Source organism: Streptomyces sp. NPDC002784 (genome assembly GCF_053592135.1).
Genome location: NZ_JBSFVD010000001.1, coordinates 899491 through 911837 on the forward strand (window position 1 = coordinate 899491; position 12347 = coordinate 911837).

The 12347-nt window shown below is 69.8% G+C and carries 14 protein-coding genes; 3 read left to right on the top strand and 11 right to left on the bottom strand.

The window, feature by feature from the left end; all coding sequences use genetic code 11:
• Positions 1-61: 61 nt before the first annotated feature.
• Genes ACWD1Z_RS04185 through ACWD1Z_RS04195 form a run of 3 tightly spaced genes read right to left on the bottom strand, consistent with a single transcriptional unit; the run spans position 62 to position 3118 of the window.
• The gene (locus tag ACWD1Z_RS04185; RefSeq protein WP_451115298.1) at positions 62-709 is read right to left on the bottom strand and encodes a UbiX family flavin prenyltransferase; all 648 of its coding nucleotides are present in this window, start codon (positions 707-709) and stop codon (positions 62-64) included.
• A gap of 52 nt (positions 710-761) precedes the next feature.
• Positions 762-1664 carry a menaquinone biosynthesis prenyltransferase MqnP gene (gene mqnP / locus ACWD1Z_RS04190; protein WP_451115300.1) on the bottom strand — a complete coding sequence of 301 codons (903 nt, stop codon included), beginning with the start codon at positions 1662-1664 and terminating at the stop codon, positions 762-764.
• Entirely contained in the window at positions 1661-3118 is a 1458-nt protein-coding gene (locus ACWD1Z_RS04195; protein ID WP_451115302.1) for a menaquinone biosynthesis decarboxylase, read from the bottom strand. The genes mqnP and ACWD1Z_RS04195 overlap by 4 nt, the downstream gene beginning before the upstream one ends.
• 86 nt (positions 3119-3204) lie before the next feature.
• On the opposite strand from ACWD1Z_RS04195, the gene ACWD1Z_RS04200 reads away from it, so the two are divergent.
• Together ACWD1Z_RS04200 and ACWD1Z_RS04205 are read left to right on the top strand one after the other, a co-directional pair.
• Positions 3205-3513 (top strand): PLD nuclease N-terminal domain-containing protein, encoded by a 309-nt coding sequence (locus ACWD1Z_RS04200; RefSeq protein ID WP_451115304.1) that lies wholly within the window; start codon positions 3205-3207, stop codon positions 3511-3513.
• A gap of 1 nt (position 3514) precedes the next feature.
• Positions 3515-4387, top strand: coding sequence for a LysR family transcriptional regulator (locus tag ACWD1Z_RS04205; protein ID WP_451115306.1), 873 nt, complete (start codon positions 3515-3517; stop codon positions 4385-4387).
• Here the strand turns inward: ACWD1Z_RS04205 and ACWD1Z_RS04210 are convergent.
• Both ACWD1Z_RS04210 and ACWD1Z_RS04215 read right to left on the bottom strand, forming a co-directional pair.
• On the bottom strand, positions 4284-5240 hold the full coding sequence (locus tag ACWD1Z_RS04210; protein WP_451115308.1) for a DMT family transporter: 957 nt from the start codon (positions 5238-5240) through the stop codon (positions 4284-4286). The genes ACWD1Z_RS04205 and ACWD1Z_RS04210 overlap by 104 nt on opposite strands.
• A 10-nt stretch (positions 5241-5250) precedes the next feature.
• Positions 5251-5709 carry a hypothetical protein gene (locus ACWD1Z_RS04215; RefSeq protein ID WP_451115309.1) on the bottom strand — a complete coding sequence of 153 codons (459 nt, stop codon included), beginning with the start codon at positions 5707-5709 and terminating at the stop codon, positions 5251-5253.
• 256 nt (positions 5710-5965) lie between these two features.
• Between ACWD1Z_RS04215 and ACWD1Z_RS04220 the strand changes: the two genes are divergently transcribed.
• Complete coding sequence (locus tag ACWD1Z_RS04220; RefSeq protein ID WP_451115311.1) at positions 5966-6415, top strand: nucleoside deaminase; 450 nt, start codon at positions 5966-5968, stop codon at positions 6413-6415.
• Positions 6416-6433: 18 nt separating this feature from the next.
• On the opposite strand, the gene ACWD1Z_RS04225 is transcribed toward ACWD1Z_RS04220, so the two are convergent.
• The 6 genes from ACWD1Z_RS04225 to ACWD1Z_RS04250 all read right to left on the bottom strand — a co-directional run bounded on the left by ACWD1Z_RS04225 (position 6434) and on the right by ACWD1Z_RS04250 (position 12307).
• On the bottom strand, positions 6434-6829 hold the full coding sequence (locus ACWD1Z_RS04225; RefSeq protein WP_451115312.1) for a hypothetical protein: 396 nt from the start codon (positions 6827-6829) through the stop codon (positions 6434-6436).
• A gap of 15 nt (positions 6830-6844) precedes the next feature.
• Positions 6845-7951: a c-type cytochrome biogenesis protein CcsB gene (gene ccsB / locus ACWD1Z_RS04230; RefSeq protein ID WP_451115314.1), complete on the bottom strand. Its 1107-nt coding sequence runs from the start codon at positions 7949-7951 to the stop codon at positions 6845-6847.
• Positions 7948-9636 (bottom strand): cytochrome c biogenesis protein ResB, encoded by a 1689-nt coding sequence (gene resB / locus ACWD1Z_RS04235; RefSeq protein ID WP_451115315.1) that lies wholly within the window; start codon positions 9634-9636, stop codon positions 7948-7950. The genes ccsB and resB overlap by 4 nt, the downstream gene beginning before the upstream one ends.
• 3 nt (positions 9637-9639) lie before the next feature.
• Positions 9640-10410 carry a cytochrome c biogenesis CcdA family protein gene (locus ACWD1Z_RS04240; protein ID WP_451115317.1) on the bottom strand — a complete coding sequence of 257 codons (771 nt, stop codon included), beginning with the start codon at positions 10408-10410 and terminating at the stop codon, positions 9640-9642.
• Position 10411: 1 nt separating this feature from the next.
• Positions 10412-11002 (bottom strand): TlpA family protein disulfide reductase, encoded by a 591-nt coding sequence (locus ACWD1Z_RS04245; RefSeq protein ID WP_451115318.1) that lies wholly within the window; start codon positions 11000-11002, stop codon positions 10412-10414.
• 66 nt (positions 11003-11068) lie between these two features.
• Positions 11069-12307 (bottom strand): hypothetical protein, encoded by a 1239-nt coding sequence (locus ACWD1Z_RS04250; protein ID WP_451115320.1) that lies wholly within the window; start codon positions 12305-12307, stop codon positions 11069-11071.
• Positions 12308-12347 lie beyond the last annotated feature (40 nt).

Sequence of the window (12347 nt, forward strand, 5' to 3'; positions counted from 1 at the left end):
CGAAAGATCTTGAAGAGGTCTGAAGAGGTCTGAAACGGTTGATGCGTCCTGCCGTGCCGCCTCAGTCGGTGCGTGCGCCGCCGAGGTCGCCCTTCCAGCGGCGGTAGAGGCGGTGCGGCACGCCCGCCGCGTCGAGCACCCGCCCGGCGACGAAGTCCACCAGGTCCTGGATGTGGGTGGCCCCGGCGTAGAAGGCCGGCGAGGCGGGCACGACGGTGGCGCCCGCGTCGTCGAGGGTGACCAGGTGCCGCAGCGTCTGCCCGTTCAAGGGGGTCTCCCGTACGGCGACGACCAGCTTGCGGCCTTCCTTCAGGGTGACGCTCGCGGTCCGCTGCAGCAGGTCCTTGGACAGCCCGAGCGCCACACCCGCGACGGCGGCGGTGGACGCCGGCACGATCAGCATGCCCTTCGTGGGGTACGAGCCGGAGGACGGCCCCGCCGCGAGGTCCCCGGCACTCCAGTGCCGTACCCCCGCGATGTCCGGGTCGAAGGTGCCCGGCTTTCCGTCCGCCCCCCGGGACAGCCAGGCGCGCAGGTCGTCCTGCCAGTGCGCGTCCCGGAAGGAGAGCCCGGTCTCGTCGAGCAGCGTGAGCCGCGAGGCGCGGCTCACCACCAGATCCACGCTCTCCCCCGCCGCGAGCAGCGCGCGCAGCACAGCAGCCGCGTACGGCGTCCCGGACGCTCCGGACACCCCCACGATCCAAGGCACGCGCTGCGATTCTCCTGCGTTCACATCTTGAGCGTACCGGTGGACGGGACGGTCAGACGGTCAGCCCCCGCACCAGGAGGTCCAGCAGGGCGCAGCCGAACAGGGCGATGCCGATGAAGCCGTTGACGCTGAAGAACGCCCTGTTCAGGCGGGAGAGATCGGTCGGGCGGACGATGGTGTGCTCGTAGACGAAGGCTCCCGCCACGATCAGCAGGCCGAGCCAGAAGAACGCGCCCGCGCCGGTGGCCAGCGCGTACCAGACGAGCAGCAGCGTGGTGAGGGCGTGGCAGACCCGGGCGGCCTGGACGGACGCCGGGACGCCGAAGCGGGCCGGGACCGACTTGACGCCGGTCTCGCGGTCCGACTCCACGTCCTGGCAGGCGTAGATCAGGTCGAAGCCGCCGATCCAGATGCCGACCGCGAGGCCCAGGATCACCGCGTCCCAGGACCACTCGCCGGTGATCGCCAGCCAGCCGCCGATCGGGCCCATCGCCTGGGCCAGAGCAAGGATGGCCTGCGGGTAGTTGGTGAACCGCTTGCCGTAGGGGTAGACCACCATCGGGATCACCGCGACCGGCGCGAGGGCCAGGCACAGGGGGTTCAGCGCCGCCGCCGAGCCCAGGAAGACCACCAGCGCGATCAGCGCGCCCGTCCAGGCGTGCTTCACCGACATCGCGCCGGTCACCAGCTCGCGGTGCGCGGTGCGGGGGTTGCGGGCGTCGATCTCGCGGTCGATGATCCGGTTCACGGCCATGGCGAAGGTGCGCAGGCCGACCATGCAGACGGTGACCAGCAGCAGCCGGCCCCAATGGATGTTCTCGTCCCACTGGAACATCGCGGTCAGGGCGGCGATGTAGGCGAAGGGCAGCGCGAAGACCGAGTGCTCGATCATGACCAGGCGCAGGAACGCCTTGGTGCGGCCCGGCTGGGGAAGCGCGGCAGACGCGGAAGTCACAGCCCGTATTCCTTCCACCGGCGGTCCACCTTCGCCGCCGTCTCCGGGTCCGACTCCACCATGTCCGGCCAGCCGCCGTCGCGGGTGTAGCCCTCCTCGGGCCACTTCCTCGTCGCGTCGATACCCGCCTTGCCGCCCCAGAACTGCTGGTAGGAGGCGTGGTCGAGATGGTCGACGGGACCCTCGACGACCGACAGGTCACGGGCGTAGTCGGTGTTGCCCAGCGCCCGCCAGGCGACCTCGTGCAGGTCGTGGACGTCGCAGTCGGAGTCGACGACCACGATCAGCTTCGTCAGGGACATCATGTGGGCGCCCCAGATCGCGTGCATCACCTTCTGCGCGTGCTTGGGGTACTTCTTGTCGATCGAGACGATCGCGCAGTTGTGGAAGCCGCCCGCCTCGGGCAGGTGGTAGTCCACGATGTCCGGGACGATGATCTTCAGCAGGGGCAGGAAGAAGCGCTCGGTCGCCCGGCCCAGGGGCCCGTCCTCCGTCGGCGGGCGGCCCACGACGATCGACTGGAGCAGCGGGCGCTTCCGCATCGTCACGCAGTCGATCTTCAGAGCGGGGAACGGTTCCTGCGGGGTGTAGAAGCCGGTGTGGTCGCCGAAGGGGCCCTCCGGCAGCATCTCGCCCGGCTCCAGCCAGCCCTCGATCACCACCTCCGCCTGCGCCGGGACCTGCAGCGGGACCGTCTTGCAGTCGACCATCTCGATCCGCTTGCCCGCGAGGAACCCGGCGAAGAGGTACTCGTCGATGTCGCCGGGGAGCGGGGCGGTGGAGGCGTAGCTGACGGCCGGGGGGCAGCCGAAGGCGATCGCGACCGGCAGCCGCTCGCCCCGGCGCGCGGCGACCTGGTAGTGGTTGCGGCTGTCCTTGTGGATCTGCCAGTGCATGCCGATGGTGCGCCGGTCGTGGCGCTGGAGCCGGTACAGACCGAGGTTGCGGACCCCGGACTCCGGGTCCTTGGTGTGGGTCAGCCCCAGGTTGAAGAAGGAGCCGCCGTCCTTGGGCCAGGTGAACAGGGCGGGCAGGGCGTCGAGGTCGACGTCGTCCCCGTGCAGGACGACCTCCTGCACCGGCGCGTCGGAGGACTTGACCTTCTTCGGCGGTACGTGGGCCATCGCGCCGAGCTTGCCGAAGGCCTCCCGCACGCCCACGAAGCCGTGCGGCAGCTCGGGCTTGAGCAGCCCGCCGATCTTCTCGCTGATCTCGGCGTAGGACTTCAGGCCGAGCGCCTTCAGGAGCCGGCGGTCGGTGCCGAAGACGTTCATCGCGAGGGGCATCGAGGAGCCCTTCACGTTCTCGAAGAGCAGTGCCGGGCCACCTGCCTTCTGCACCCGGTCGACGATCTCCCCGACCTCCAGATACGGATCGACCTCAGCTTTGACGCGTTTGAGGTCGCCTTCGCGTTCCAGTGCCCTGAGCAGGGAACGAAGATCGTCGTAAGCCATGGGGTCAAGTATCCCCGAGCCGCTACCCTGGCCCTGTACCTGGGGGCTGTGATCGCGTCCCCGACCACTAATCGCTGGAGGGCCCCATGCTCCGGGTGCTGATGTTCCTGGTACCGCTGGCGCTGAGCATCTACGCCTTCATCGACTGCATCAGCACGAAGGACGAGGACATCCGGCACATCCCCAAGCCGCTGTGGGCGATCCTCGTGCTGCTGTTCCCGCTGGTCGGCTCGATCTCGTGGCTGATCGCGGGCAAGAAGCGCAGCCCGGCCGCCGAGGGCTGGTCCGGGGTGCGCACGGGCCGCTCCCAGCAGTGGGTGGCGCCCGACGACAACCCGGACTTCCTGAAGTCCCTGGACGAGGACGACGACAAGAAGAAGCGGGACGAGCCCTGACATGGAGCTGCGGCTCCTCGTCACCTTCGAGAAGGTCGCGACCGTCCTGAGCTTCACGCGGGCCGCGGCGGAGCTGGCGTACGCGCAGTCCAGTGTGACCAGTCAGATCCGGGCCCTGGAATCCTCCCTCGGCACCGAGCTGTTCGACCGGCTCGGCGGGCGGATCCGGCTGACGGAGGCGGGTGAGCGGCTGCTGCCCTACGCCCGGCAGATCATCGAGCTGAGCGCCGAGGCCCGGGCCGCGGTGACGGCCGAAGAGGAGCCGACGGGGTCGCTCGTCGTCGGCACCATGGAGTCGCTGACCTCCTACCGGCTGCCCCCGCTGCTGGAACTGTTCCACCACCGCTATCCGAAGGTGCGGCTCGCGCTGCGCACGACGATCGGCGACGAGACCCGGCAGGCGCTGCGGCAGGGGACGTACGACCTCGGCTTCCTGATGGAGGCGGAGACGGACCATCCCGGCCTGGAGAGCGAGGTGCTGGCGGTCGAGCCGCTGGCGCTGGTGGCGGGCACCGCGGTGGAGGTCCCGGGGACGGCCGGTCTGCTCCGGCATCCGCTGCTCGCCACGGAACCCGGCTGCGCCTACCGGGACTTGTTCGAGCGGGAGCTGAAGTCGGTGGACCCGGCTGTGGAGTTCATGGAGTTCGGCACCATCGAGGCGACCAAGCGGGCGGCGGCGGCCGGTCTCGGGATCGCCTTGCTGCCCGAGGTGACGGTCGCCGCCGAACTCGCGGAGGGGTCGCTGGTACGGCTGCCGTGGGAGCCGCCGTTCACGCTTCGGACGCAGCTGGCGTGGCGGGCCGGGAAGCGGCTTCCGGCGCACGCCCGGCTCTTCCTTGAGCAGGCACGGAAGCTGATCGCCGAGCAAGGGTGACCTTCAGGCTCGCCGTCACGATCAGCGGGACGCCGAGCGCCTGGACCAGGCCGATGTGATGGCCGTACACCGCCCAGTCGACGGTCATCGCGACCGCCGGGTAGACGAAGGCGAGGACGGCGATCTTCGGGGTGGGGAGCTGGGCGTAGGCGGCGTACATCAGGACGTACATCAGCCCGGTGTGGATGACCCCGAGCCCGACCAGCCAGCCCCAGTCCGCGCCGGTGCCGGCCATCGCGCCGAAGTCGGCGAAGGGCAGGAGGAGCGGGATGCCGACGATGACCTGGACCAGGGCGATGAGGTGCGGGCGGACGCCGGTGATTCTCTTGGTGACGACGGTGGACAGGCCGTAGAGGAGCGCGGCGAGGAGGGCCTGGCCCAGGCCGAGGACGTACTCGCCCGAGGCGGCGGTCAGGTCCCCGGGCCGGACGCCGGAGACGAGGACCAGTCCCGCGAAGGCGACGCCGATCCAGCCGGCCTTGGCGGCGGTGATCCGCTCGCGGAAGAGGAGGGCGCCGAGCAGGACGACGTAGAACGGCTGGGTGTGGTAGACGACCGTGGCGACGGAGATGGACGTGTTCTCGTACGACTGGAAGAGGAAGACCCAGTTGAAGACGATGAACACGCCGCCGAGGACGGCGAGTGCGAGGGTGCGGGGCGTGAAGCCGAGGCCGCGCTCGCGGAACCAGCCGCGGGCGAGGATGTAGCCGCCGAGGGCGAGGGCGCCGAACAGGACGCGGAAGAAGACGACGTTGAAGGGCGAGGCGCCCGACTCGACGACGAAGACACCGAGGGTGCCGGAGAGCACCATCGCGGTCGTCAGCTGGGCCGTGCCCTTGTTCTCTGAGGTCATGTCCTGGACGCTACGAGCCGGTGTCGGCGCAGGTCCACGGGCTGCTGGGGCGTCCTGCCGATGGGCCCATCGGGGTCGCCGATCGGTCCAGGTGGCTCTGCTCGACGTGTACGACCTTGATGTGCTCGGCGTCGAAGGCGTCCTGGATGAGCGGCTCGGCGGTCGGATCCACGACACCGACGCCAACCGGAAGGTCCTCGGCGGCGTCGCAGACGGCCTCGACGGAGAGCCCGGTGAAGGACCCCGCGTACCGCTTCGCGGCGAGTCGGTCGATGTGGGCGAGGGTGCGATAGAGGGGGGTGTCGTCCGGGTTGTCGTCGGTGCCGGACGCGGTGGGGGCGGGGCGGGTGCCGACGCACTCGTCCGTCGCCGCCTGCCGCAACTTCTCGAACTCCAGGGGCAGTTCGCCGTTCCGGCGGACGGCGACCAGGAGGAGGGCGCCCGGGTCGTCCCCCACGGCGATGGCCACCTCGGGGTCCAGGCCCTTGACCCGGTAGGAAGTCGATGTTGGCCACGTCTCCGTACTGCCGGTCGTCGTACTCGACGAGGTAGGCGCAGGACGCCTCCGCTGCCCCGCCCCCGTCCGCCTCGGCGCAGCCGACCGCGCTCAGCGCCACGACCGTGATCCCGGCCATCAGCACTACCGCCCTCATGGACGCCCCCTCTTCCCGCTGCCTGTGACTCCGACGTGGCAGGCACCGGCTTCGTTCGGCCAGAGTGGACCCATGGATCGGTCACAGGCACGCAGCTGGCTCACCACCGCCGTCGAGGAGGCCCGCGCCGGGCTCGCCGAGGGCGGCATCCCGATCGGCGCGGCGCTCTACGGCGCCGACGGCACCCTGCTCGGCCGCGGCCACAACCGGCGCGTCCAGGACGACGACCCGTCGACCCACGCGGAGACGGCGGCGTTCCGGAACGCGGGACGGCAGCGTTCGTATCGCGGGACGACCATGGTGACGACCCTCTCGCCCTGCTGGTACTGCTCCGGGCTGGTCCGGCAGTTCGGGATCTCGCGGGTCGTCATCGGGGAGGCCGTCACCTTTCACGGCGGGCACGACTGGCTGGCCGGGCACGGCGTGGAGGTCGTGCTGCTCGACGACTCCGAGTGCGTCGGGATGATGCGCGACTTCATCCGGGAGCGGCCCGAGCTGTGGCACGAGGACATCGGGGAGTGAGGGCCGGGACGCCCGGGGCTATCGCAACAACTCGATCAGGCGTTCGAAGCGGGTCCACCAGCGGTCCTCCGGCTCCGTTCCGCCCTGGTACTCGTGGGTGAAGCGGAGGGCGCTCGCCTCGTCGCCGTCGCGTTCCAGGTGGAAGCGGAGCCGGCCGCCGCCCTCCACGGTGTACTCGGCGACCCGGTCCACGTCCCAGGCGGTGACCTCCCCGGCGCCCAGGCCGCGCAGGGCGACGATCCCGCCGAGCCGGGGTTCGAGGACGTCGACGTCGGTGAACCAGCCGGCCAGCCCCTCCGGGGTCGCGAGCGCCGGCCAGACCTCTTCCATGCGCTTCGGGAGCCGCACCAGGAAGTGCAGGACGCGCGTGCTCCCGTCGGTCTGGCTGGTGCCCTGTTCGATGGGTCCGGTCATGACACCAGCGTAGGTTCAGAACCCCACGGACTGCAGCGCGCCCAGGCCCACGTCGGCGTAGGAGTGCTTGCCGGAGACGAAGATGTTGACGCCGTAGTAGTTGAACAGCCAGCAGCCGAAGGCGATCAGGGCCAGGTAGGCGGCCTTGCGGCCCTTCCAGCCGGCCGTGGCCCGGGCGTGCAGGTAGCAGGCGTAGGCGACCCAGGTGATGAAGGACCAGGTCTCCTTGGGGTCCCAGCCCCAGTAGCGGCCCCAGGCGTCGCCCGCCCAGATCGCGCCCGCGATGATCGTGAACGTCCACAGCGGGAAGACGGCGGCGTTGACGCGGTAGGAGAACTTGTCCAGGGACGCCGCGGCGGGCAGCCGGTCCAGCACGGAGTTCGCGAACCGGCCCGGGGTGCCGCCGCCCGCGAGCTTGTTCTCGTAGCTGTCCTTGAAGAGGTACAGCAGCGAGGAGAGCGCGCCCACGTAGAACACCGCGCCGCAGAAGATCGCGGTGGAGACGTGGATGTACAGCCAGTACGAGTGCAGCGCGGGAACCAACTGGTCGCTGTCGGTGTACAAGACAGTGACGGCGAGACCGAGATCGAGGAGGACCGTGGTGATCAGGAACAGCCCGAGCCAGCGCACGTTCTTCTTCAGCGCCAGCAGCGTCAGGTACACCCCGACGGCGACCGTGGAGAAGGTGATGTTGAACTCGTACATGTTGCCCCACGGCGCCCGCTGCACCGACAGGGCCCGGGCGAGCACACCGCCGAACTCGATGAGGAAGGCGAGCACCGTGAGCGAGACGGCGATACGGCCGTAGAGGTCGCCCTGCTCGTCCCCGCCGTGCGCGCCGGGGCCGTCGGGCACGTCGCGGGTGCCGCTCGCGGCCCGGACGACGACCTTCGGCCGCTCCAGGACGGCGGTGCCGCCGGCCTTGCGCACCGTGACCGCCGGAGCGCCCGCCTTCTGCGACGCGGTGAGCGCGGCGGCGGTGCGGCCGACCTTGCTGCGGCTGCCGAAGAGCCATTCGGCGATGTACGCGAAGAACGCCAGGGTGTAGACGGCCATCGCGGAGTAGATCAGCGTGTTGCTGAGGCTCGCGAGGCTTTCGTTGGTTGCGGCGGCGAGAGTCACTTCTCAGCCCCTTCGGCAGGTACAGCGGGGTCGGTTGTGGGTTCGGGGTCCGGCGCGCCGGGCGCCGCCCGTTCGTACAGGATCCCGGCGAGGTCGCCGAGTTCCTCGGGCACCTTGGCGGACTCGCTGCGGCCGAGCCCGGCCATCTCCACGACGGTCACCCCGTCGGCGCCCCTGACCGCCCGCACCCACACCCGGCGGCGCTGGATGAACAGGGAGGCGGCCAGGCCGAGGATCGCGGCGAGGGAACCGGCCAGCGCCCAGCCGCTCGCGGGCTGCTGGGTGATCTGGAAGTTCGCCCACTCCTTGGTGCCCTCGTAGGTGATCGAGCCGGCGCCGCCGGGCAGCTTCACGGTCTGCCCGGGCCGCAGGTTCTCCCGCATCTGCTTGCCCTTGGCGTTCTTGAAGCCCTTCATGTGCTTCTTGTCGAGCTGGTACACGCTCTGCGGGATGCCCGAGTTGACGCCGAGGTCGCCGTGGTAGGGCTCCAGGTTCAGCACCGGGTTGATCAGGGCGGGGAAGGTGGAGGCGACCTCGCTGCCGGCGGTGTAGGTCGGCAGGAAGAAGGCCTTGATCCCGAGCTGCTCGGTCACGCCCTCGGCGTTCTTGTAGCCGTCGAGGACCTTGATCACGCCGGTGGAGGTGACGTTGGAGTCCAGCGGCAGCAGCGGCACGGCGTCCCGGAACACCACCTTGCCCTTGCCGTCCCGGACGGTGACGACGGGGGCGTAGCCGTGGGCGGTGAGGTAGACCTTGGAGTCGCCGATCTCCAGCGGCTGGTTGACCTTGACGGTCGTCCTGCGGTCCTTGCCGTAGGCGCCCTCGGAGTAGGTGAGGGTGGTCTGGTAGGTGCGCGGGGTGCCCTTGTTGGGGCCGGTGGTCTCGTAGGTGCCGGTGAAGTCGCCGAGGGTGAAGCTGAACGGCGTCAGGTCGTGGGTGCTGAAGAGGTTGCCGGACTTGAAGTCGTCGTAGGAGATCAGGGTGTTGGAGAAGCCGTTGCCCTCGACGAGGAGCTTGTTGCCCTCGGACTTGAAGAGCTGGCCCCAGGCGAAGGCGATCAGCATCACGATCAGCGCGATGTGGAAGAGGAGGTTGCCGACCTCGCGCAGATAGCCCTTCTCGGCGGCGACCGCGTCACCGGCGACATGCGCGCGGAAGCGGTTCTTCTTCAGCAGGGCGAGAGCGGCCTCGCGGACCTGCTCGGGCTCCGCCTCGGTGCGCCAGGTGGTGTAGGCGGGCAGCCGGGTCAGCCACTTCGGGGCGCCCGGCGGCCGGCCGCGCAGCTGGCCCACGAACTGCCAGGTGCGCGGCACGATGCAGCCGATGAGGGAGACGAACAGCAGGATGTAGATCGCGGAGAACCACACCGAGCTGTAGACGTGGAAGAGACCGAGCTGGTCGTAGACCGGCGCGAGGATCTCGTGCCGCTCGCGGAACTCGGCGACCTTCGTCTCGTCGCTGCCGGACTGCGGGATCAGGGAGCCGGGGATGGCGCCGAGGGCCAGCAGCAGGAGCAGCAGCAGCGCGACCCGCATCGAGGTCAGCTGCCGCCAGAACCAGCGGACCCAGCCGACGACCCCCATCGCGGGCAGGTTCGCCGGCTCCTCCTTGGGGGCGGTCGAGAGCTGGGAGCCGGCGGCGCCGAGGTCCTGGTCTTCGGCGCGGTCGGTTGTCGTCTTGCTCATCGGTCAGATCCCCACGGTGAATCCAGCGGACCAGGACTGCATGTCCTGTACGAGGCTGTCCCAGGCTCCGGTCAGCAGCAGCAGACCGGTGACGATCATCATCGCCCCGCCGATCCGCATCACCCAGACGTAGTGGCGCTTGACCCAGCCGAAGGCACCGAGCGCCTTGCGGAAGGCGACCGCGGCGAGCACGAACGGCACCCCGAGGCCCAGGCAGTAGGCGACGGTCAGTATGGCACCGCGGCCCGCGCTCGACTGCTGCGAGGACAGGGCGAGCACGGAGGCGAGGGTCGGGCCGATGCAGGGCGTCCAGCCGATGCCGAACAGCGCGCCGAGCAGGGGGGCGCCGACCAGTCCGGCCACCGGCCTGCGGTGGAGGCGGAACTCCCGCTGGGTCATCCAGGGCATCAGGCCCATGAAGAACACGCCCATGAGGATCATGAGCCCGCCCAGCACCTTGGACAGGACGTCCTGCTGCTCCTGGAGCGTCGCCCCGAAGTAGCCGAACAGGGCCCCGCCGGAGACGAACACGGCGGTGAAGCCCGCCACGAACAGGGAGGCGCCCGCGACCATCCGGCCGCGCCGGGCCTCGGCCAGGTCGGTGCCGCTGATGCCGGTGACGTAGGACAGATAGCCGGGGACCAGCGGCAGCACGCACGGGGAGAAGAAGGAGACGAGTCCGCCGAGCAGAGCGATGGGCAGGGCGACCAGCAGGGCACCGTTGAGCACGGTGCCGTTGTAGCCCTCCGCGGCGAGCGTGGTGAGCGCGCTCACGTCACTTCTCCGCGAGGACCGGGTCGATCATCTTGCGGAGTTTCTCCTCACTGAGCGCGGCCAGCGAGCGGGCCGCGATCTTCCCGTCCCGGTCGAGGACGAGCGTGGAGGGGATCGCCTGCGGGTTGAGGGTGCCCTTGTCGAAGCGGAGCATCAGCTTGCTGCTCGGGTCGTACAGGCTGGGGTAGGTGACGCCGTACTGCTCCTCGAAGGCGCGGGCGCTGCGGATCTGGGGGTCGGCGACGTTGATGCCGACGAACCGCACGCCCCGCGGCTTGAGGTCCTTGTAGACCTTCTGGAAGTTGGGGGCCTCGGCGCGGCAGGGGGCGCACCAGGAGCCCCACACGTTCAGGACGACGACCTTGCCCTTGAAGGACGAGACCGCGAGCTGCTTGTCGTCGAGGGTCTTGCCGGACAGTTCGGGGGCCGCGTCGCGCTTGCCCTTCGCCACGGTGGAGATGCCGTCCTTGCCCATGATGAAGTTCGTGTCGCCGCCACCGCCCGAGGTGCCTCCGGACGTGCACGCGGACAGCAGCGACGCGGCGACGACGGCACCGGCGAGGGTCAGGGGGGCGCGACTGGCGGCACTCATGTGAAAAGTTTCGCATGTCCGTTCCGGGGATCTTGCACACCCCCCTTGCAGGTGAAAACCCGCATTTCAGAAGCGCTTCCACCCTTCCGCGGGTGCCTGGCCGACGTCCAGTGTGCGCAGCTTGTCCAGGACCTCCGGCGACTGCACGTCCAGCCAGTCCGTGAACTGCCGGAAGGAGACGAGCCGCACGTCCTCGCCCTTCTCCTTCTCCCGCGCCATGTGCTTCAGGGCCTCCTCGACGGCGTCCATGTAGATGCCGCCGTTCCACTGCTCGAAGTGGTTGCCGACGAAGAAGGGAGCGCGATTGGTCTCGTACGCCCGCTTGAAGCCGGATATGTACGCCTGGGCGGACTGTTCGCGCCAGGCCGGGTAGTTGTGGGCGGGGGCGTTGGTGGAGTTCACGGACTGGTTGGCGAGCATGTTGTAGTCCATGGACAGGACCTCGAAGCTCCGGCCGGGGAAAGGTATCTGCTGAAGCGGCAGGTCCCAGATGCCCTGCTTCTTGGCCGGCCAGACCTGACGGCCGCCGGGCGAGGAGGCGTCGTAGCGCCAGCCAAGGTCGCGGGCGACGGGGAGCAGGTTCTCCTGGCCGAGCAGGCAGGGCGTGCGGCCGCCGACGAGTTCCTTGTCGTAGTCGAAGGGCAGCGGGGGCAGGTCGGTCCAGCCGCTGTTGGTGCGCCACTCCTGCACGAAGGACTTCGCCTGGTCGATCTCGCTGCGCCACTGGCGCGGGGTCCAGTTGCCGACCGAGCCGGAACCGGCGCAGAAGTGGCCGTTGAAGTGGGTGCCGATCTCGTGTCCGTCGAGCCAGGCGCGGCGGACGTTCTTCAGGGTGTCCTTGATGTGCGCGTCGGTGAGGTAGCCGATGTCGGAGGCGCCGCGCGGGTTGTTCGGGGGGTCGTAGAGCCGCTTCTTGGACTCGGGCAGGAGATAGAGCCCGGACAGGAAGAAGGTCATGCGGGCGCCGTGTTCCTCGGCGAGGTCGAGGAAGCGCGGGAAGAGGCCGTTGCCGACCTCACCGGCGCCGTCCCAGGAGAAGACGACGAACTGGGGCGGGGTCTGGCCGGGTTCCAGCGGGACGGGCCGCTCGGGCTGCTTCGGCTGCTTGCCGGTGTACGCGGTGGAGCCGTCGCCGATGAGACGGGCCGAGGGCTTCGGCCCGGAACCGGCCGGGCGGTGAGCCGCGGAACCTTCGGAGGGGGTCGACCCCTCTGACGGGGTGGAGGTCCCGCACCCGCCGAGTCCGACCGCGGCGGCCCCGGCGACGCCGAGTCCGAGTGCTCCCCTGCGGGTGAGAGTGCGCATGGCCTCCCCCTTCGTCACGTTCTGTGCTGGTCACCCAGTC